This window comes from Microbulbifer jejuensis (genome assembly GCF_047289955.1).
GTDB lineage: Bacteria > Pseudomonadota > Gammaproteobacteria > Pseudomonadales > Cellvibrionaceae > Microbulbifer.
Window position 1 is genome coordinate 143232 of record NZ_JBLBUB010000007.1, and the last position, 21651, is coordinate 164882.

Here is a 21651-nt window from a genome sequence, read left to right on the forward strand (position 1 = left end):
CCCTCCCGAAAAATGCCCACGGGTTATCGCCATATTATGCGCACAAATACCCACAGCCTTTCGTCAGGAAAACATCACTGTGGACAATAAAGGGGGTAAGTACCTGGAAAACACCGCAATCAATTGAGGATAAAATTGCCTGTGGCTCAGGCAGCGAAAAGTTATCCCGGGTTTCCACAGTGCTCTACCCCGGTTACCCCCCCTTCCACCAAGAGGTTATTGGCTATGTTTTATGCCGCTTACCCTATTGATTTATAATGTTTTTCTGAAGTTATACCGGATTGTGGCGAACTCAATAATAACAACAATATCTAAATACTCTCTTTAAGAGATATATTCACTTTATTAATTAAGATACTGGCTTACCCAGAGAAATGCTTTCGCCCCTCCCGATTGAGACGGTCCCATTTACAAGATTGGTTCTGAATCCGGATAGATGGACACTACAGCTATGTGCGCAACAACCTGGGCCTGTTACACAGAATACAGGGGGGGATTCGGTACTGATCCAGCCCCACCGGGTTTCCGTCCTCGATCAGAGGGAATGACATTGACGGCAATCTGTCGGCCACGAATTGCTGGGGGGACGAACTGTCTATAAAATGTGCGCCCCAGGTTGTAACCGTGAGCAGCAAGAGCCAGTATGGATTTCCCCAAAACCTATGACGTGATCGTGATCGGCGGAGGCCACGCCGGTACCGAGGCTTCCCTCGCGGCTGCGCGCATGGGGGCTTCCACCCTCCTCTTGACCCACAATATCGAGACCCTCGGACAAATGTCCTGCAACCCCGCTATTGGCGGCATCGGCAAGAGTCATCTGGTCAAGGAGGTGGATGCCCTCGGCGGCGCCATGGCCCGGGCCACTGACTTGGGGGGAATTCAGTTCCGGGTCCTCAATGCGCGCAAGGGTCCGGCCGTGCGTGCCACCCGTGCGCAGGCGGACCGGGCCCTGTACCGGGCTGCGATTCGATCAATACTGGAGTGTCAGGAAAACCTGGAGATTTTCCAGCAGGCTGCCGATGACCTGATTGTCGAAGGGGAGCAGGTGGTGGGTATTGTCACCAGCGCCGGTATACGCTTGCGCGCAAAAACCGTGGTCCTGACGGCCGGCACCTTCCTGGGCGGGCGCATCCATATCGGTACGGACAACCACACCGGTGGTCGCGCCGGTGACCCCCCCTCTCTCGCTTTGGCGGCACGCCTGCGCGAGCTGCCCTTTCGTGTCGAGCGCCTAAAAACCGGCACCCCGCCCCGGATTGATGCGCGCACTGTGGATTTCAGTGCGCTGGAGGCGCAGTGGGGAGACAGTCCCACCCCGGTGATGTCCTATCTGGGCAGCCGCGATGAGCACCCGCGCCAGGTCTGCTGCTGGATTACTCACACCAATGCCCGTACCCATGAAATTATCCAGGGTGGTTTGGACCGTTCGCCCATGTACTCCGGCGCAATCGAGGGCGTAGGCCCACGCTATTGCCCGTCCATCGAGGACAAGGTGCATCGCTTCGCCGACAGGGACAGCCACCAGGTGTTTATCGAGCCGGAGGGACTGACCACCAATGAACTGTACCCCAACGGTATTTCCACCAGTCTGCCCTTCGATGTGCAAGTCGATCTGGTGCACTCCATCAAAGGGTTTGAGACAGCGCATATCACTCGCCCGGGCTACGCCATCGAGTACGATTTCTTCGATCCCCGCGATCTGCTGCCGTCCCTGCAGAGCAAACGGCTTCGGGGGCTTTACTTCGCCGGCCAGATCAACGGCACCACTGGCTACGAAGAGGCCGCCGCCCAGGGGCTGTTAGCCGGCGCCAATGCCGCCCTGCAGGCCCTGGAGCGCGAAGCCTGGTCACCGCGCCGGGACGAGGCCTACCTGGGCGTGCTGGTGGATGACCTGATCACCAGCGGCACCAAAGAGCCCTACCGCATGTTTACCAGTCGCGCCGAATATCGCCTGTTGTTGCGCGAGGACAATGCCGATCTGCGCCTGACCGAGAAAGGCCGCGCGTTGGGCCTGGTGGGGGAATCGCGCTGGCGCGCGTTTTGCGACAAGCGCGAGGCCATTGTCCGCGAAACCCAGCGCCTGCAAGACACCTGGGTGCATCCAAAGACCCCGCAAGCCGCGGCGGTGGAAACCAAGCTGCCTCGGCCCCTGGCACGCGAGTACAGTTTGATGGAGCTGATGCGCCGCCCGGAACTGGGCTATATGGATGTGGCCAGCCTGAAAGGTGTACCGGTGGCGGATGAGCGGGTTGCCGAGCAGGTGGAAATTTCGGCCAAGTACGCCGGCTATATCGATCGCCAGCGCGCAGAAATTGAGCGCCTGCAGGCCTATGAAGAGACACCCATTCCGCAGGATTTCGACTACAGCGCTATTTCAGGCCTCTCCATGGAGGTCAGGCAAAAGCTCGGTGAGACCCGCCCGGATACGCTGGCGCGGGCCTCGCGGATACCGGGGGTTACCCCCGCGTCCATCTCACTGCTGCTGATCCAGCTGAAAAAACGCGGGCTGCTCACCCGCAACAGGGCCGTCTGAGCCCTTATCCACAGGGGGCACGGACCCTGTGGCGAGAGAATTCGCAGGAATACTGGGGGAATACCTATTTATCGGCAAATGGAACAATTTCGCCCGCGCCTGCTCAAGGCTGCGGCGCAGATGTCAGTGGAACTGAGCGACCAACAGCAGGACCAACTGCTTCAGTATCTCGCACTCTTTGCCCGCTGGAACAGCACCTACAATCTGTCGGCGATTCGCGATCCGGCGCAGATGCTGGAGCGCCATATTATCGACAGCCTCAGTGTCGTGAACCTCTGTGGCGCGGGGTCCCTGATTGATGTGGGCAGCGGCGGTGGTCTGCCCGGCATTCCACTCGCTATTGTGTATCCCGCGCGCTCGATCACGCTGCTCGACAGCAATGGTAAGAAGACCCGCTTTCTGTTTCAGGTAATAAACAGTCTGCCGCTGCACAATGTGCAGGTGGTCAATGAACGGGTGGAGAAGTTTAGCGTGGAGCAGCCCTTCGCCGGTGTTGTTTCAAGGGCTTTTGCCTCTGTGGCCGATATGGTGGATTGCAGTGCCCATCTACTGGCCCCAGGGGGGCGGTTTTACGCCATGAAGGGCAGGCTGCCCGAGGATGAGTTGAGTGCGCTCCCAAAAGGCATTATGGTCGAGCAGGTACACCGCTTGTCGGTGCCCGGGTGTGATGCAGAGCGCCACCTGATCCTGCTGAGCCGCACAGAGTAAGCGAACACCCGTTGGGGCCCTCTCCGGCCTGAACACGCCCTGCGGGGGAATCCAACAGCCGTTGACGCCACTGGTAACCGGTGTCGGCGGAAACAACAAAGGACGGGAACCTTGAGCAAGATATTTGCGGTAGCCAACCAGAAGGGAGGGGTCGGCAAAACCACCACCTGCGTCAACCTGGCTGCCTCTTTGGTTGCCAACAAACGACGGCTATTGCTGATTGACCTGGACCCCCAGGGCAACGCCACCATGGGCAGCGGTGTGGACAAAAACGAGCTGAAGGTGTCGGGCTACGACGTGCTCGTACAAGGGCTGCCGGCAGAGCGGGCCCTTGTCACTACCGCGAGTGGTTTTGATCTGATCCCCGGCAACGGGGACCTCTCTGCCGCCGAGGTGGAACTGCTCGGTATGGAGGGGCGGGAATCCCGCTTGCGTCAGGCCCTGTGCGGCCTGGTTGATCGCTATGACCATGTGATTATCGATTGTCCACCCTCGCTGAATATGCTCACGGTGAATGCCCTCTGCGCCGCCCAGGGTGTGTTGATTCCCATGCAGTGTGAGTACTACGCACTGGAGGGGTTGTCGGCGCTGATCGATACCATTACCCAGATCCAACAGGCAGCCAATCCGGATCTCAAGATCGAGGGGATACTGCGCACCATGTACGATCCGCGCAGCAGTCTCACCAGTGAGGTCTCCATGCAATTGCAGGAATTTTTTGGCGAGCGCCTGTATCGCACCTGCATCCCGCGCAATGTGCGCCTCGCGGAGGCGCCCAGTTTCGGTAAGCCCGCCCTGGAGCATGACCGCCACTCCAAGGGCGCCATCGCCTATCTGGCCCTGGCTTGCGAAATCACCCGCCGCCAGAGCGATCACTCACCCAACAAAGGCCGCCCGATGGCCGAAGTGGTATAAGGGGTAACGACTATGTCCGCCAAACGCAAGGGCCTGGGCCGGGGTTTATCGCACCTGATCAGTAACCATGCCGGTGATGCGATCGCCGTGGCAACCGGCGATGTCACCAGTGAGGTAGCCGACGGCGAGCTGAAAGAGCTGCCCATTGAGTTCCTGCAGCGCGGACGCTACCAGCCGCGGCGGGATTTCCCGCAGGAATCCCTGCAGGAGCTGGCCGATTCGATCCGTGCCCAGGGCATTATGCAGCCCATCGTTGTGCGCTCAACCGGCGTGCAGCGCTATGAAATTATTGCCGGCGAGCGCCGCTGGCGCGCCGCCCAACTGGTCGGGCTGGAAAAGGTGCCCGCGCTGCTGCGCAATGTCTCGGATGAGGCCGCCATCGCCATGGCGCTGATTGAGAATATTCAGCGCGAGGACCTGAATCCGGTCGAAGAGGCGGTGGCACTGAAGCGCCTGCAAGACGAATTCAAGCTGACCCAGCAGCAGGTGGCCGATGCAGTGGGCAAGTCGCGCACCGCGGTTACCAACCTGTTGCGCCTGTTGAGCCTCAGTGAGGAGGTGCGCACCTTTCTCGAGCGCGGCGATTTGGAGCTGGGCCATGCCAAGGCCCTGCTGGGTCTCTCCGGCGCCACTCAGCGCTCCGCCGCGCGCCAGGTGGTGGAGCGCAGCCTCACCGTGCGCCAGACCGAGGCGCTGGTGCGCCGCCTGCAGCAGCCGCAGGCCCCAGTGCCGGAAAAAAACCCGCCCGATGCGAATATCCGCCGTCTGAGCGAGCGTCTGGCGGAGAAAGTGGGGGTACCGGTCTCGATCAATCACAACGACAAAGGCAGCGGCCGACTGGTGCTCAGATACACGACTCTGGAGGAGCTGGACGGAATCCTCGCCCACCTGGGCTACGCCGAGGATTGAAGCTTGGGAAAATGTGCGCCGCCCTGGCGTACAGGTCATTTGTTTGTAAATACTCACTTCCATGTGTAATTCCAGGCAAAATCGCCAGAAAATCAAATAAGTTGGCGACATTTGCCGGTTGAATCGCGGCTGCGGTTGCTCCTATAATTCGCTCGCCCAAATTTTGGGCGGACAGCGCAGAAACAGTCGGTTTATCCCGTCTATGACGAAACCCCCGGTATTGCGAATCGCCGCGGTGCAGCTTCTGCTGGTATCGCTGGCCGGTGCGGTATTGTACTTGAGTGGCAAACCCGTGACGGCGCGCTCTGTGCTGATTGGCGGTGCCCTGTGTGCATTGCCCGGCGTTTATTTTGGCTGGCATGCCTTTCGCGACAGCGGCGCGCGCTCGGCCCAGCGGGTGGTAGGGAACTTCTACCGCGGGCAGGCCGGCAAGTTTGTATTGACCCTGGCGGGGTTTGCAGCGGTGTTTGCCACCGTTAAACCGTTAAATGCAGCGGCGCTGTTTATCAGCTACGGCCTCTGTGTGATCGTGCAGTGGGTACTAGCGGCGCGCATGGTGCGCTAGCCGGAACAGAAAAAGAATTATTACTTTTACGATTGTTGAGGAACTATGGCAGGCGAAGCTCAAACCGCGACGGCGTATATCCAACACCACCTGCAGAACATGACCTACGGCAAGCTGCCGGCCGGCTATACCCGCGCCGACGGCACTGTGGTCAGTGAGTCTACCTGGACTATGGCGCACTCCTCCCAGGAGGCCGCGGATATGGGCTTTTGGGCCCTGCATGTGGACACCCTGGGCTGGTCCGTGGGCCTCGGTCTGATTTTTTGTTTCCTGTTCGCGCGCGCGGCAAAAAAAGCGCGCGTGGACAAACCCACCGGCTTCCAGAGCTTTGTGGAGCTTGTCACCGAGTTTATCGACAAACTGGTACGGGAAACCTTTCCGCATCGCAACAGCATGGTAGCACCCATGGCACTGACCATCTTTGTGTGGGTGTTTTTGATGAACCTCATGGATCTGGTACCGGTGGACTGGCTGCCACAGCTGGCCGCCAAGGTCTCCGGCAATGAGCACCTCTTCTTTAAGGTGGTGCCCACCACAGACCCCAATGCCACCCTGGGCATGGCCCTGGCGGTATTCGCGCTGATGATCTTCTTTAGTATCCGCGAAAAGGGGGCGCTGGGCTTTATCAAGGAATTGACCCTGCACCCCTTCCACACCGGCAAATGGTTCTTCGATATCCTGCTGATCCCGGTGAACTTCCTGCTTGAAGCGGTTTCCCTGATTGCCAAGCCGATCTCCCTGGGCCTGCGTCTGTTCGGCAACCTGTATGCCGGCGAGATGATCTTTATCCTGATTGCGCTTGTTTTCGGCGTGGGCGTACTCGGTTTTATTGGTGCGGGCCTGATGCATATGGGCTGGGCCATTTTCCATGTACTGGTAATCACCCTGCAGGCGTTTGTATTTATGGTATTGAGCACCGTGTATATGGCGATGGCGCACCACCGCGATGACGAGCACGAGCACGACCAATAAGTTTTATACAGAGAACCTTTTACCCAACCTTTACAACAACTCTTTGACTTTGATTTGGAGAACACAATGGAAGCATTAGGTCTGGTTTATATCGCAAGCGCACTGCTGATTGGTCTGGGCGCACTGGGTACCGCAATCGGTTTCGGCACCCTGGGCGGCAAGCTACTGGAGGGCTCTGCACGCCAGCCGGAACAGGCCCCGGCGCTGCAGGGCAAAATGTTTCTGATGGCCGGTCTGCTCGACGCGGTTCCCATGATCGGGGTTGGTATCGCCATGTACCTGATCTTCGCCGTTGCGCCTGGTCTGGTTTGATTACGCCGTTCCAATTGCCCTTAACCCCTTTTAAAGAGCAAGAGGTGTCGGTGTGAATATCAACCTGACTTTAATCGGCCAGTCGATCGTATTCCTGTTTTTCATCTGGTTCTGCTGGAAGTTTGTCTGGCCGCCGCTTTTGGGCGTGATGAGAGAGCGCGAGCAGAAGATCGCGAATGGACTCGCGGATGCCGAACACGCGCAAAAAGACCTGAAACTGGCCAAGCGCAAGGCGGCCGAGCAGCTGAAGGAAGCCAAGGATCAGGCTGGCGAGATTATCGATGGTGCCAACAAGCGCGCCAACCAGATTGTCGATGAAGCCAAGCAGGCCGCTCTGGCCGAGGGCGAGCGCCTCAAGGTGGCGGCCAAGGCGGAGATCGACCAGGAAGTGAACCGTGCCAAAGAACAACTGCGCAGCCGTGTGGCAGCCCTGTCTGTCCTGGGTGCGGAGAAGATTCTCGCGGTCAATATCGATGCCCGGGCGCAAGACGACCTGATCGACAAACTGGCAGCCGAGCTGTAAGCGAGGAACCCCATGGCGGAACTCAGCACACTGGCCCGGCCCTACGCCAAAGCGGCATTCAGCTATGCGCAGCAGGCCTCCGACCTCAGCGGTTGGAGCGCTGCGCTGGAAACCGCGGCGGCGGTCAGCCAGAGCGAAAAAATGCGTGAGCTGCTGGACAATCCCCAGCTCACCAGCGAAGAGCGGGCAGAGACTTTTCTGTCGATTTGTTCAGATGAACTCGGTGCCCACGCAAGCAACTTCATCCGGTTGCTGGCGGAGAATCACCGGCTGCAACTGCTGCCGGAAATTGTCCATCTGTTCGAAGCGTTGAAGGCGCAGGCGGAAGCCACCCTCGAGGTGGAAGTTGTCTCTGCAAAAACCCTCAGCGATGCGCAGACGCAGGTATTGAGCGAAAAACTCAGCAGGAAGTTTGAACGCGAAATACATCTGCACTGTGCGGTGGACGAGAGCCTGCTGGGCGGCGCGGTCATCCGCGCCGGTGACACAGTCATCGACGGCACCGTACGCGGCCGTCTGGCCAAGCTCGCCGAGGCGATGAACTCCTAAATTACTTTCCCCGCTGGCCGGTGTCACCGGGGAACTTGAGGAACAGAGCATGCAGCAACTGAATCCCTCTGAGATCAGTGAAATCATCAAAAGCCGCATCGAAAATCTCGATGTGCGCACTGAAGCCCAGAACGAGGGCACCATTGTTTCCGTTTCCGACGGGATCATCCGCATCCACGGCCTGGCCGACGTGATGTACGGGGAAATGATCGAGTTTGAGGGCGGTGTTTACGGTATGGCGCTGAACCTGGAGCGCGACTCCGTCGGTGCTGTCATCCTGGGTGATTACAAGGGCCTGGCAGAGGGCCAGAAGTGCCGATGCACTGACCGTATCCTGGAAACCCCGGTCGGCCCCGAGCTGCTCGGCCGTGTCGTAGACGCGCTGGGCAATCCCATCGACGGCAAGGGTCCGCTGAACAACAAGCGCACCGATGCGGTGGAGAAGGTGGCACCCGGCGTTATCGCCCGCCAGTCTGTGGACCAACCGGTGCAAACCGGTCTGAAAGCGGTGGATAGCATGATCCCGATCGGCCGCGGCCAGCGCGAGCTGATTATCGGCGACCGCCAGATCGGTAAGACTGCGGTGGCAATCGACGCCATCATCAACCAGAGAGGCACCGGGGTTAAGTGTATCTACGTTGCCGTGGGCCAGAAGCAGTCCTCCATTGCCAATGTGGTGCGCAAGCTCGAAGAACACGGCGCCATGGATCACACGATCGTGGTTGCCGCGGGTGCCGCCGACCCGGCTGCAATGCAATTCCTGGCGCCTTACGTCGGCTGTACCATGGGAGAATACTTCCGCGATCGTGGTGAGGACGCCCTGATCGTGTACGATGACCTCACCAAGCAGGCCTGGGCCTACCGCCAGATCTCCCTGCTGCTGAAGCGCCCGCCCGGCCGCGAAGCCTATCCCGGTGATGTTTTCTACTTGCACTCCCGCCTGTTGGAGCGCGCTGCACGGGTCAACGCCGAGTACGTGGAGAAGTTCACCAACGGCGAGGTAAAAGGTAAGACCGGCTCTCTGACCGCCCTGCCGATCATTGAAACCCAGGCCGGTGATGTCTCCGCGTTTGTACCCACCAATGTGATTTCCATTACCGATGGGCAGATCTTCCTTGAGACCGATCTGTTCAACGCCGGTATCCGCCCTGCCATCAACCCGGGTATCTCTGTATCCCGTGTGGGTGGTGCCGCGCAGACCAAGGTGATCAAAAAGTTGTCCGGGGGTATCCGTACCGCCCTGGCCCAGTACCGCGAACTGGCGGCCTTCTCCCAGTTTGCCTCCGATCTGGACGAAGCCACCAAGGCCCAGCTGGATCACGGAGAGCGCGTTACCGAGCTGATGAAGCAGAAACAGTATTCTCCACTGTCTATTGCTGAAATGGCGGTTTCCGTTTACGCCGCCGACAAGGGTTACCTGAAAGAAGTGGAAGTGGCAAAGGTGCTCGACTTCGAAGCCGCCCTGCTCGCTTACATGAACAGCGAACACGCGGAACTGATGGAGAAGGTGAACAGCACCGGCAACTACAACGACGAAATTGATACTGCGTTCAGAGCGGCCATCGAGAAGTTTGTCGCCACCAGCAGCTGGTAAACGCCCTGGAAAGCACGGGAAGAGGGGCCACAGCGGCCCTTCCCCAGATTCACATTTCCAGCGAACAAGGTAAATCACTATGGCAGGCGGAAAAGAAGTACGCACAAAAATTGCCAGTATCAAGAGCACGCAGAAAATTACTGCCGCAATGGAAATGGTGGCGGCCAGCAAGATGCGCAGGGCTCAGGATCGCATGGCACTGGGGCGCCCCTATGCCCGACGCATACGCGCGGTGATTGGTCACGTTGCCAACGCCTCGGCGGAGTACCGGCATATTTACCTGCAGGAGCGCGAGGTCAGCCGGGTTGGCTTTGTACTGGTATCCACAGACCGCGGACTCTGTGGTGGCCTGAATGTCAATATGTTCAAGGCGGCCATTCGCGAGATGCAAGCCTGGTCCGAGAAAGGGGTCGATGTCGAAGTCTGCGCTGTGGGCAACAAAGCGGCCGGTTTCTTCAACGCCATCGGCAGCAAGGTTGTTGCCGCGGTGCGCGATCTGGGCGATGCGCCTCAGGCCAGCAAGTTGATCGGCTCGGTCAAGGTGATGCTGGATCGTTTTGCGGAAGGTGATATTGATCGCCTGTTCCTGGTCTCCAATGAGTTTGTGAATACCATGTCGCAAAAGCCGCGGGTTGAGCAATTGCTGCCGCTGCCGAAAGACGAGGACGAACAACTCATGCAAGCGTGGGATTACCTCTACGAGCCGGACCCGGTGGAATTGCTGGACGGCTTGCTGGCCCGCTATATCGAGTCCCAGGTATACCAGGCGGTCGTAGAGAACAAAGCCTGTGAGCAGGCCGCGCGCATGATCGCGATGAAGAGTGCTACGGACAATGCCGGCGAACTGATCGATCAGTTGCAGCTTGTCTACAACAAGGCGCGCCAGGCGGCCATTACCCAGGAGCTGTCGGAAATTGTCGGCGGCGCCGCGGCGGTTTAAGCCCCTGCTGATACCTGCAATGGTCGACCTTGAAAGAATTTAAAGCTGAGGATCCGGAAATGAGTAACGGACAAATTGTGCAAGTGATCGGAGCGGTCATCGACGTGGAGTTCCCACGCGACAGCGTTCCGAATGTCTACGACGCACTCGTGGTTGAGGGCAAGAACCTCACTATGGAAGTGCAGCAGCAGTTGGGCGATGGCGTGGTGCGCGCAATTGCCATGGGTTCATCCGAAGGTATCAGCCGCGGTCTCGCCGTGCACAATACCGGCGCTCCGGTTTCCGTGCCGGTTGGCCACGAAACCCTCGGGCGCATCATGGACGTGCTCGGCAACCCGATTGACGAGTGCGGCCCTATCGGTGAGAAAGAGCGCGCCTCTATTCACCGCGCGGCACCCACTTACGAGGAGCAGTCCAGCTCCACCGAGCTGCTGGAAACCGGCATCAAGGTGATCGACCTGGTTTGTCCGTTCGCCAAGGGGGGCAAGGTTGGCCTCTTCGGCGGTGCCGGTGTTGGTAAAACCGTTAACATGATGGAGCTGATCAACAACATCGCCACCGAGCACTCCGGTCTGTCTGTATTCGCCGGCGTTGGCGAGCGTACCCGCGAAGGGAACGACTTCTATTACGAGATGGCGGAGTCCGGCGTTGTCGACCTGGACAACAAAGGCAACTCCAAGGTGGCGATGGTATACGGCCAGATGAATGAGCCCCCCGGCAACCGTCTGCGTGTAGCCCTGACCGGCCTTACCATGGCGGAAAAATTCCGTGATGAAGGCAAGGACGTACTGCTGTTCGTCGACAACATCTACCGTTACACCCTTGCCGGAACCGAAGTCTCTGCCCTGCTCGGCCGTATGCCCTCTGCGGTGGGATATCAGCCGACCCTGGCAGAAGAGATGGGCGTTTTGCAGGAGCGTATCACCTCCACCAAAACCGGCTCCATTACTTCTATCCAGGCGGTGTATGTACCGGCGGACGATTTGACAGACCCGTCTCCGGCCACCACCTTCGCGCACCTGGATTCCACTGTGGTACTGAGCCGCGATATCGCCGCCAAAGGGATCTACCCGGCGGTAGACCCGCTGGACTCCACCTCCCGTCAACTGGACCCCCAGGTGATTGGCCAGGAGCACTACGAAGTGGCCCGCGGTGTGCAGTCCGTACTGCAGCGCTATAAGGAGTTGAAGGACATTATCGCCATCCTGGGGATGGATGAGTTGTCCGAGGAAGACAAGCAGACCGTAGCGCGCGCGCGCAAGATCGAGCGCTTTTTGTCCCAACCCTTCCACGTGGCGGAAATCTTTACTGGCGCACCGGGTAAATACGTCTCCCTGAAAGAAACCATCCGCGGTTTCCAGGGCATCCTGAGCGGTGAGTATGACCACATGCCTGAACAGGCCTTCTACATGGTGGGAACCATCGACGAAGCTGTGGAAAAGGCCAACAAGGCCGAAAGCTAATCGAGATAGGCATATACTATGGCCATGACAGTACACTGTGACATTGTCAGCGCCGAGCAGTCCCTCTTCTCCGGACTGGTGCAGATGGTGATTGTGAGTGGCATCGAGGGGGAGCTGGGCCTCTCCTATGGTCACGCGCAGTTGCTCACTGCCCTGAAGCCCGGACCGGTACGTATCATCAAACCTGGTGGTGAAGAGGAGGTATTGTTCGTCAGCGGTGGCTACGCCGAGGTGCAACCGAATATGGTGACCATCCTCGCCGACGTGGCCGAACGCGAAATCGATGAAGAGGCTGCGCAGAAGGCCCGCGAGGAAGCGGAGCACGCCTTGCACAAAGCGCCCTCCGAAGTTGACTACGCGCGCATCTCGGCCCAGTTGGCCGAAGCCGAAGCGCGCCTGCGCACCCTGCAGGCGATCCGCAAGGCGGCTGGCAAGTAAACGCTTGGTTTAAAAAGCCCGATTTTCTGGGGACTTAAAAAAGCAGCTTCGGCTGTTTTTTTGTTTACTCCGGGGCCAATAGGCAAAGGGGTAGCAACCATTTCCGCATTAGGCGAGGAAGGCCTTTTTGCCAAAAAATTCATCACTCCTCTTTTCTTGAAGCCAATAATGACGAAAAAAATTAAATTCCTTTGCCTACTAGCATTACTAATACCAATCATTGCGTCCTGTTCCGGAGGTGGGGGCTCAGCTTCGGAAGATTCCCCTCGTGAAAATGAGTCTGACGAGAATTATGATAACGAGCTTCCAGCAGCGCAAATTTTATTTCCGCGCACGGAAGGTCTATGGACTGATCAGGAACAGATTATCGTTAGAGGCACGTCAACAGACAATAAGGGCGTAGCCGGAGTCGTTGTAAACGGTATTGAAGCCAAAAGTTCTGACAGGTTTGCAACCTGGACTGCTGAAGTGCCGCTTCTGGCTGGGCAATTTTCAGAGATTATCGTAGAAGTTACTGATACTAGCGGAAACACGGCTTCCAAAGCAGCGAGAACGACAGTAAATACGTACAATCATTTCAATAGTTATCGTTTTTGTAGCCCAATTGCTTATGATTCCATTGGCGGCGCCGCTTATAGGTTTGATCCGCCTTTAGCTCTCAACCTCGCTAGTGGAGATGAGTTACCCCTACGTGGAGATTTCTCTGAGGTTACGGGAGCGGCTTTTGACCCGGGGAGTGGCCGCTACTTGCTGATCAAGGATGACAACTTGCTTTCTTTCGATAGCGAGTTTGCCAATCCTGTGGTTGTATCGCCCTCAACTTCGCCGTCTTTTGGTACTGAGCCGCAAATATCCATTGATGTCTCAACAGGGATGATTTACGTAATGGAGTGGTGGGCTTCCTATGTAGTTGCCGTCGATCCAACAACGGGCAAGCGAACCTATTTAGGAAGCTGGAAAGATTCCGCGGGAAATAAGGTGAGCTCGTTTACGCCTGGCTTTCAGGTGGTTGGCGGGCGATTTTTTGTATCGACATTAACCGCCCTGTATGAACTAGACCTTACTGACAGCACCGTAACGGAATTATCAGGCCCGGCCGTTGGCAGTGGCCCTGAGCTCAACCATACTGCCGGGCTCTCAGTAGATCTCACTGAAGGCATAGCCTACATCGGTAACTTGTATAATCAATTGCTGGCAATAAATCTCTCCACAGGTGATCGGAAAGTCATTTCCCCTGGGAGCAGCGGTGCCCCGAATAACCAGATTTTCGAGTGGGCTCGCTACGGATTTGCTAATGCTGGGTCCTCTATTCTCGTGAACTCCTGTCTGAGTGGCCACACCATTGCGATTAATAAGCAAACCGGGCAACGTCGACAAGTAAGTCCAACCACTCGGGGGGTTGGCCCTGTTTTCACAGAGCTTCAGGAGATTCACTTTGATGAGTTTACGGGAGAACTGATTGCGATCAATGAGATATATCGCAGCGGTCGTGATTTGCTGCAATACAATAACGCTTATGCTCAGCAGCTAATTTCAGTCAAACCGGAAACAGGTGATAGAAAAGCTTTGAGTACACCATTTGGGGCTTCGGAGCCGCTTATGGGAGAGATAGCACACATCGAATCAAACCCAAATGATGGGACTATATTTGCAAGCCTGAATGAATCTGGCTCACATTCAATTCAGTCGCTCTCGCGTGAAACAGGAAAATGGCAGAAAATTCTTGACGTTTCAGAGGGGGGAGACTCCAATATACGCTCCATATTTGTTTTTTCATTTGACAGAAAACGAAATTCACTACTGGTAATTGCCGACGTGGTTGATGAAGGAATTTGTTTCTTGCGAATTGATCCAATCTCTGGAAATCGAACACTTGGCGCTTGCCTGGAAAACAGTGACCAGTTCCCTTTTAGCTTTCTTGACATGGTTGTCGATAGAAATGTAGATCGGGCTTACCTAACAGATGGAGTCGGGGGCATATTAGCCGTCAATCTGGAGACAGGTAATATAGAGTTACACTCTGGCAGGGGGGTGGGCGCCGGCCCGGAGTTGATAGATTTAGGGCAACTGACCCTGGATGCAGAAAATAGTCGTTTGTTAGTGGATAACTACCTCGGAAAAGATCCAGATACAGGAAAAACGCAAACAGAGCTTATGGCGATTGATCTGAACACCGGCGACCGGTCCAGTTTAATCAAGCTTTCAAAGAAAAAAAATGAGTATCTTAAGATATCGCCTGCTGTAGACCCTGAAACCGGAGAAGCATATCTAGGATTACCAAATCGCGCTGTTGCAGTGCTTGATAGTGAAACGAATCAATATTTGATGATTTCCCAATAGTAACAGGCGACTTATAAATGCCGGCTGTTTTTTTTCAATTTCAAATTCCAGGCGAACTTGCCCTGAACTTGATTAATTGTTGCCAACTTGTAAAATCGCATTTTTTTGTAAGGTAAATATGAAAAAAATTCTTAGTTTGGCCCTAGTGCTTGGGTCTTCTGTTGCGCTTGCCGAGCAGCAAGATGTACAAAGTCGGTGGTCTTTCTCAGCCAATCTATCTCAAGTTAACTTAGACAGTGAGCAAGCTGGCTTAGAAGGTGTTGGCGATAGTGCCTGGTCTATCGATGTGTCGGCCAACTACTTACAAAATAATTGGATAAGCAGTTTTGGTCTGGGCTATTTGGAGTACGACGATGAGCAGGAGTTTTCACAAGCTGTTGAAGGAACTGGCCTGTTTAATGACGGTGATATTTCAGTAAATGATTCTAGTGCCAGTGCGGTTACCGCTTTTGTTGCTACCGGCTATCAGTGGCAGTTTATAGAGCAGGGAATGAACGTCATCGCTCAGGCAGGTTACACCCATCTTTTTGCCTCTGAGCGGGGCATAGATAATTGCAGTAATTGTTACGATGAAAACATTGGGATTGATGGTGGCGTATACGCTAAGGTCTCAGGCCAAAAAGACTTTGAACGTTTTTCTCTGGGGCTGTATTTCCAGCAATATCTCACCGGTGATATAGAGAATGCCACTGGACTGCTAATTTCCAGCAGCTTTTAGTTAAGAAAGGCGTTTACGCCTTTCTTGTCCCAATTTCAAGGCGATCACAGAGGCGAAAAGTAGCAACTCCATAGAGGGAGAGGCTCAAACTTCGGAAAGACAGCAGGTGGGCGATGTTATTTGCGTCGTCTCCGCCGCGATGTTGGCGGCCCTCAAACTTCAGTCCAATGGATGCGAGCGCGGCACCAGGCCCGGTTTCCTTGCTTATTGCCTTTCTGATGCTGCCATAGGGGCTTGACGGCAAGGGCACAACCGAACTTGATGGTCTTTATATTCTGTACAGCTTGAGGACGATCATTCCAGCACCTGAAATGTAGTGACGCTCTGATTGCCGCGAAGCAACTTCATTTCGATGATGTACTCCATTTCTTGGTTTGGACGTGGAACTCTACTAGTGTCGGAAACCAACACCTGCACACTTTTTTTACCGCGTTTTTCTATTAAAGCCTTGCTCAGGCCAGAATTTCCTGCGCCGCTGGGGCAGCATGAATGGAAAAATTACCTTGCTTGGCCACAACTTTTCTCTTTGTCTCGGACGTGATGGGTTCGATTATATGGGTTTTGGCCATGCTCAGGATGGGCGTTGTGTGTAAATCCTGTTATAAGTGAGGCTGTGTTTGCTGGCCATTTTGTGATCGGGTTCAGCTCGGGTTCAGTGTTAGTTTAGCAGGATGGCATGCAATTTATTAGAGAAATGTCTTCAGGGATTCAAAGTGAACAAGGCTTTTTTATTTATTCTTCTATGTGCTATAGCCTGTGGCGCACAGGCCGCCAAGCTGAGCACCAAGTGGCCCTCTAAATACCTGCAAGATTGCAAAGGTATTGCTTACGCCTATAGCACGCCAAATGGCACCTTCTTTGCTGTGGACGATATGCAGTCCTGCTCTCGTGTAAAAATTGAGGGTGAAATACACAGAATGAAGAAAAAGAAAAATGGCCGATTCCGTTTTGAAACTGAAGTGGAAGGTGTAAAACACATCACGCTTTTCTCCAATCGCACTCACAGCGAAGATGAAATTGTACTGGCGCGCAATTTGTATGTGCAAGTGAATGGATATGAAGTTACTGAGCCAGAGGTCCCTGTGCCGAGTCAGCAAGAACTTGCCCTGGCCTATTCAGCGCGTATCAAAATCTGCGGTGAGCATTTTAACTCCAGAAGTAGTCGCGAAAAATGTGTGCAGCTGATAAATAACTACCCCCACTCAGAAAAAGGTGCATTGAAAACCTGTAGCGCTTTCACTTTATCTACCCAGGGTCGCCTCACTTGTCTGGAGCAGTTAAAGCCCTTTACCTATGAACCTTTTGCTATCGTCAAAGCTTGTCAAAATGCTTTTATAAGCACCAGCACACGAACCCAATGTATTGAAAGTGCCAAGGCGTTTGATCATAGCCCGGAACAATTACTCGGTCGCTGCAAAAACCAGTTTATGTCGACGCGCGATCAACTTAATTGTTTTCAGCTTAAGTTTGGTCGCTAAATCAGAGGTGGCAATTCAGACTTGATCCGACATATCGGTTCGTCAGTAGCTATCTGTCAGGTCAAGTTCAGGCTACGCACGGTTCCTTCCCGGTTACTGTGCTTCCCGGGCAAGCGTCGACATCAATGCTTTTCCCACACCTCGACGGCGATATTCAATCCTGTCGATGACATACAGCTCTTTGATCAACAACCAGGGAATTAAAGCATACACCAATGGAAGCGGGTAATAGGTAAGGTATCCAACGGGCAACGCTTTGTCCTCGGCCATTAAACACTGGAAATCTACTCACTTGTATCCCAGCCCGATTGGGTAAATCGGCTTCTGCTATTTTTTATCTATTGCTGAATTTGTCGGGGCAATAGGATATGAAGCCTTTTTCCCATACTAAAATTTGTTGATTCTTTGTCGTCGAAATCCCTCGCATAGATTTTTTATCGATGTATAAACTCCCCTTTATTGTTGAGCCGCAGGAAAATGCAATGCGTGAGGATCTGATTTTCTATACCAACCCTCAGTCCCGTGGGCGCATCGTGCGCTGGATGCTGGAAGAGGTGGGCGTTCCTTATAAGACCGTGGTACTGGCGTATGATGCGGACATGAAAGCTGCCCACTACCTGGCCATTAACCCGATGGGCAAGGTGCCGGCAATAACCCACAATGGCAATGTGGTCACAGAGGCGGCTGCCATTTGTGCTTACCTGGCGGATATGTTCCCTGAGGCAGAGCTTCTGCCTCGGACAGCGGAACAAAAGGCGAATTACTATCGCTGGCTCTTTTTTGCCGCAGGGCCGTTGGAGGCGGCGCTCAGTAATAAGGCGGTATTCAGGCAGAAGCCAGAGGCGGAAAAGGAGAGGATGCTGGGGTATGGTAACTATGAAAACACCCTGAACACCTTGTCACTGGCGGTAACAGCCAACCCCTTTATCGCCGGTGAGCGCTTTACCGCAGCCGATGTCTATGTGGGTTCCCACATTGGCTGGGGCATGCAATTCGGTACGCTGGAAAAACGGGATGCGTTTGTGGACTACTTTGCGCGGTTACAGCAGCGCCCCGCGTTGAAACGGGCCGCAGAACTGGACGATGCGCTGGTTGAGAAGGCCAGCGAAACCTGATGGCAGTGTCTTGGCCCAATAAAAAGGCCGGCAATTTTCATTGCCGGCCTTTTTGGTGCCCTGGGGGTTTATGCAATCAGTGCACCCAGTGATGCCGCTCCCTCTTCGCTTGAATGGCTTCGGCGGTGGGCGCCGGCATGGCGCTGATGGGCAGGCGTTCGTGGAAGAATGCCAGACGCTCGCCTCTGCCCAGCTCATTCATGGTCTCCGCCTCGAACACCCGGCCGTTGATCACCGTGTAGGCGATATTTTCAGACAGGCGCAGGTTTTCCAGGGGGTTGCCCTCCACCACGATCAGATCCGCCAGTTTGCCCGCCTCGATGCTGCCGATATCCCCATCCATACCCAGGTAGCGGGCACCGTCAATGGTACCGGCGCGGAAGGCTTCCCAGGGGGTGAAGCCACCCTGCCCCATCATCCACAACTCCCAGTGGGCGCCCAGACCCTCGCGCTGGCCGTGGGCACCGATATGCACAGTGACACCCTCGTCGCGCAGCTGCTTGGCCTGGCGCGCCACGTTAAAGTGGTTGTAGTGGGCATCCGGCGCCGTGGGGCGGCGGATGGAGCGCGGGTTCACGATAAAGTCCGGGGTAAAGCGGGTCAGGCGCTGGTTTTTCCACACCTCGGTGCGGTCATACCAGTACTCCTCGCCCCAGAGGCCGCCGTAGGCCACCACAAAGGTCGGTGTGTAACCCACCCGGGTCTGGCTCCACAGCTGCTCCACATCGCCGTAGACATTGGCGATGGGCAGGGAGTGCTCGATACCGGTGTGCCCGTCCACAATCATATTCATATTGTGCTGGTACTTACCGCCGCCCTCCGGCACCACCATGATACCGGCCTCGCGGGCTGCCTGCAGGACCTGCTGGCGCTGGTCACGGCGGGGCTGGTTGTAGCTCTTCACCGAGATCGCGCCCATCTCCTTGAGGCGGTTGACGTGGAAGCGGGCATCTTCCAGTGAGTGGATCTTGGCTTTGTAGCCGGGGCCCTTGGCACCGTAGAGAATGGTGCCGGTGGAGAAGATACGCGGTCCGGTAATCAGGCCGGCCTTCTGCATTTCCGCAGCGGAGAAGATCTCGCTGCTGTCGTTGGAGGGGTCGTGAATGGTGGTTACCCCGAAGGCCAGGCTGGAGAACAGATTCCAGTTCTGCTGCGGGATAATCTCTTCGCGACCCTGGGCGCCGTGGGCGTGGGCATCGATCAGGCCCGGCAGTACGGTCTTGCCGGTGACATCGATGCGCTTCGCTTGCGCAGGAATTTCCACCTCAGCAGCGGGGCCCACCGCCACAATGCGGTTACTGCGCAACAGAACAACCCCATTCTCGATAATTTCGCGGGTGTTCTCCGCATCGCGCATGGTGACAACGGTACCGCCGGTCAGAGCGACCAGCCCCGCACGGTTGTCGAAGGGTTGTTTAAAGCCCAGGTTGATACCTTCGGAAACCGGCTCCGGCAGCGCCTCCGGAGCGCCGTCGACAAAGCTGAAGGCGTCCTTCAGTTCGCGCTCGAACAGCCAGGGGCCGTGGGCCCACCCCAGAGTGTTGCTATCGGTGGACCAATGCAGGTTTTCGCCGGCGCGTTTGGATACCCGGGTGACTGTAACCGCCTTGCTATCGGGGCCGATCACCTCGGACTTGCCGGTGTGCATAAAGGGCGCAACAAAAGCTTTGAAGTCCTGGGTAAAGGCAACCCATTGTCCGTCGGGGGACAAGCGGAAGGAAGTGATTTCGGCACCGTGCAGATGCTCGCGCTCGTCCTTGCCTTCCAGGTTGGTGCTCTTCAGCACGCGTTTACCGCCGTCGGCGCCAACATATTCAGAGAAATAAATACGGTCACCGGTGGCACCAAAGTGGGGCTCATAACCGGACTTCACTACTCGGCGCTGCCAGTCGCCACCGGCATCGGCCAGGTAGATACCCGGCTCCAGAGCGTACTCGGGGCTGAGCAGGTAACCGCCGGTAAATCGGCGGTAAGCCACGGTATCACCGCTGGGGGAGAAAGTCGGTTCCACATACAGGCCCGGCTGGCTGGTGATGTTCCTGCCGCGGCCATTGCGCGCGGAAACCACGCGCACATGGCCGAGCTTTTCGTCATCCCAGGTGACATAGGTGATCTCGCGGCCATCCCGGGACCAGCTGGGGTAAAACTCGAAGTGGTCATTCTGACGGGTCAGGCGGCGGCGCTCACCGCTGTCGATATCCTGTAGATAGATTTTGCCCAGGGCCTGGAATGCCACTTGTTTGCCGTTGGGAGATTTCTGTGCCCAGCGGATCATCTTTACATCGAAGGTTTCCGGAGCCACCTCCACCGGGAAGCGCACCGCATCGGCCACCTGCTTCTCGACTTTTACGTGGGTTTCAATTGGCGCAACGCTGTCGCCGTGTACCGAGATACGCAGGAACTTACCACCGGTCCACACGATCAGTGACTCGCCGTCGGGCATCCAGTCGTATTGCACATAGTTGCCATGGGGGCCGAAGATCTCCTGCAGGTCCCGCTCCAGGCCGGAGTAAACGGGGGTTTCCAGGCCGGTGTCCAGGTCTTTCAGGAACAGGGAAGTCTGGTTGTCCTGGCGGCGGATAAACGCCAGTTTGCTGCCATCCGGGGAGGGTACCGGTGCCACTGCGCCGCCTGGACCGGAGATAAAGGTCTCCTCTTCGCCGTCCTGCAGGTCGTAGCGGTTGATGGCAAAAATCTCCTGGGTGGAGTTTTTGTTGTACTTCCAAACGGTGCCGGGGGTGGTGTCGATGGCATAATAGACGTAGCGCCCATCCGGGGAGAAAGCCGGGTCGGAAATATTCTTCTGCGCGATCTCACCGCCGATGCGCTTTTTCAGTTGGCGCCCGTCACCACCACCGTAATGATACATCCAGATTTCCCCGGCGGGGATACTGCGCCCGGACATAAAGCCCTTGCGCGCCACCAGATACTGGCCATCGGGGCTCCAGTTGGGTGAGTGCAGTAGGTTTTCCTTTTCCGTTGTTAGCTGGCGCAGGTTTTCGCCGTTGCGGTCCATCAGCCAGATATTGTCGGCGCCATCGCGGTCGCTGATAAATACGATGGTTTTGCCATCCGGGCTGAAGCGCGGTTGCATATTCCAGGCGATCTCAGTGGTCAGGGCTATGGCCTCACCGCCGCTAACCGGCACCGTGTAGATATCCCCCAGCATATCGAACAGGAGGGTTTGACCATCCGGACTGATATCCAGGTTGCTCCAGGTAGTCTCGCGGGTATCCAGCTGGATTGGCTTAAATTCGTAAGCCGGCTTGTTGATATCCCAGGAGGGTTCCTGCTGGGCTTCTTTAGCCTCTGCAGCCGGCTCTGGTGGCTGTTTAGCGGCTTCAGCGGCCGTGGCCATCGGCAGGGTGAGGGCCAGTGCAGCCAGAGCCAGCAAACGCCGGCGCGGCTTGGTGTGCTTGATTGTGGTCATGATAAATATCCCCCCGCCATAGTCTGGGTACGGCGGTACAGTGTGTTCTTTTTGGGTAAGCAACCTGTTGATTTTACAGAAGGTAAGCTACCGGTATAGGGGGTGGGCGGCAATCGAAATGCGTTGAGCGCCAACCTGCTGCGCCGGGG

19 protein-coding genes are annotated in these 21651 nt (G+C 56.1%); 17 read left to right on the forward strand and 2 right to left on the reverse strand.

Annotated features, from left to right (window positions below; all coding sequences use genetic code 11):
* The first annotated feature begins 643 nt into the window (after positions 1–643).
* The 16 genes from mnmG (at position 644) to ACL7TT_RS06605 (ending at position 16957) form a co-directional block, all read left to right on the forward strand.
* A complete protein-coding gene (gene mnmG / locus ACL7TT_RS06530) occupies positions 644–2533 on the forward strand; it encodes a tRNA uridine-5-carboxymethylaminomethyl(34) synthesis enzyme MnmG (protein ID WP_413394086.1) in 1890 nt (629 codons plus the stop codon).
* Between the two features lie 78 nt (positions 2534–2611).
* The gene (gene rsmG, locus ACL7TT_RS06535) at positions 2612–3241 is read left to right on the forward strand and encodes a 16S rRNA (guanine(527)-N(7))-methyltransferase RsmG (RefSeq protein ID WP_413394088.1); all 630 of its coding nucleotides are present in this window, start codon (positions 2612–2614) and stop codon (positions 3239–3241) included.
* Positions 3242–3352: 111 nt separating this feature from the next.
* Positions 3353–4156: a ParA family protein gene (locus ACL7TT_RS06540; protein ID WP_413394090.1), complete on the forward strand. Its 804-nt coding sequence runs from the start codon at positions 3353–3355 to the stop codon at positions 4154–4156.
* A gap of 12 nt (positions 4157–4168) precedes the next feature.
* Positions 4169–5065, forward strand: a complete 897-nt coding sequence (locus ACL7TT_RS06545) for a ParB/RepB/Spo0J family partition protein (RefSeq protein WP_413394092.1) — start codon at positions 4169–4171, stop codon at positions 5063–5065.
* A 202-nt stretch (positions 5066–5267) separates the two neighbouring features.
* Positions 5268–5630, forward strand: a complete 363-nt coding sequence (locus ACL7TT_RS06550; protein ID WP_413394094.1) for an ATP synthase subunit I — start codon at positions 5268–5270, stop codon at positions 5628–5630.
* A gap of 45 nt (positions 5631–5675) precedes the next feature.
* Complete coding sequence (gene atpB, locus ACL7TT_RS06555; RefSeq protein ID WP_413394096.1) at positions 5676–6602, forward strand: F0F1 ATP synthase subunit A; 927 nt, start codon at positions 5676–5678, stop codon at positions 6600–6602.
* A gap of 66 nt (positions 6603–6668) precedes the next feature.
* The gene (gene atpE, locus ACL7TT_RS06560; protein ID WP_020413895.1) at positions 6669–6914 is read left to right on the forward strand and encodes a F0F1 ATP synthase subunit C; all 246 of its coding nucleotides are present in this window, start codon (positions 6669–6671) and stop codon (positions 6912–6914) included.
* A 52-nt stretch (positions 6915–6966) separates the two neighbouring features.
* Positions 6967–7437 (forward strand): F0F1 ATP synthase subunit B, encoded by a 471-nt coding sequence (locus tag ACL7TT_RS06565; protein ID WP_299946313.1) that lies wholly within the window; start codon positions 6967–6969, stop codon positions 7435–7437.
* 12 nt (positions 7438–7449) lie between these two features.
* A complete protein-coding gene (locus ACL7TT_RS06570; RefSeq protein ID WP_299946316.1) occupies positions 7450–7986 on the forward strand; it encodes a F0F1 ATP synthase subunit delta in 537 nt (178 codons plus the stop codon).
* Between the two features lie 49 nt (positions 7987–8035).
* Positions 8036–9580, forward strand: a complete 1545-nt coding sequence (atpA, locus tag ACL7TT_RS06575; protein ID WP_299946319.1) for a F0F1 ATP synthase subunit alpha — start codon at positions 8036–8038, stop codon at positions 9578–9580.
* Between the two features lie 79 nt (positions 9581–9659).
* A complete protein-coding gene (atpG, locus tag ACL7TT_RS06580; RefSeq protein ID WP_299946322.1) occupies positions 9660–10520 on the forward strand; it encodes a F0F1 ATP synthase subunit gamma in 861 nt (286 codons plus the stop codon).
* Between the two features lie 59 nt (positions 10521–10579).
* Positions 10580–11983: a F0F1 ATP synthase subunit beta gene (gene atpD / locus ACL7TT_RS06585; RefSeq protein WP_413394099.1), complete on the forward strand. Its 1404-nt coding sequence runs from the start codon at positions 10580–10582 to the stop codon at positions 11981–11983.
* An 18-nt stretch (positions 11984–12001) separates the two neighbouring features.
* Positions 12002–12421: a F0F1 ATP synthase subunit epsilon gene (locus tag ACL7TT_RS06590; protein WP_020413901.1), complete on the forward strand. Its 420-nt coding sequence runs from the start codon at positions 12002–12004 to the stop codon at positions 12419–12421.
* A gap of 60 nt (positions 12422–12481) precedes the next feature.
* Positions 12482–14761: a hypothetical protein gene (locus tag ACL7TT_RS06595; RefSeq protein ID WP_413394101.1), complete on the forward strand. Its 2280-nt coding sequence runs from the start codon at positions 12482–12484 to the stop codon at positions 14759–14761.
* A gap of 118 nt (positions 14762–14879) precedes the next feature.
* Positions 14880–15479 carry a hypothetical protein gene (locus tag ACL7TT_RS06600; protein WP_413394103.1) on the forward strand — a complete coding sequence of 200 codons (600 nt, stop codon included), beginning with the start codon at positions 14880–14882 and terminating at the stop codon, positions 15477–15479.
* 713 nt (positions 15480–16192) lie between these two features.
* Positions 16193–16957, forward strand: a complete 765-nt coding sequence (locus ACL7TT_RS06605; RefSeq protein ID WP_413394106.1) for a hypothetical protein — start codon at positions 16193–16195, stop codon at positions 16955–16957.
* A gap of 93 nt (positions 16958–17050) precedes the next feature.
* Here the strand turns inward: ACL7TT_RS06605 and ACL7TT_RS06610 are convergent, their stop codons facing one another.
* Positions 17051–17227 carry a hypothetical protein gene (locus tag ACL7TT_RS06610; protein ID WP_413394108.1) on the reverse strand — a complete coding sequence of 59 codons (177 nt, stop codon included), beginning with the start codon at positions 17225–17227 and terminating at the stop codon, positions 17051–17053.
* 212 nt (positions 17228–17439) lie between these two features.
* Here ACL7TT_RS06610 and ACL7TT_RS06615 point away from each other — a divergent pair, with 212 nt between their 5' ends.
* Positions 17440–18072: a glutathione S-transferase family protein gene (locus ACL7TT_RS06615; RefSeq protein ID WP_413394109.1), complete on the forward strand. Its 633-nt coding sequence runs from the start codon at positions 17440–17442 to the stop codon at positions 18070–18072.
* A gap of 76 nt (positions 18073–18148) precedes the next feature.
* Here the strand turns inward: ACL7TT_RS06615 and ACL7TT_RS06620 are convergent, their stop codons facing one another.
* Positions 18149–21502, reverse strand: coding sequence for an amidohydrolase family protein (locus ACL7TT_RS06620; RefSeq protein ID WP_413394111.1), 3354 nt, complete (start codon positions 21500–21502; stop codon positions 18149–18151).
* Positions 21503–21651: the final 149 nt, after the last annotated feature.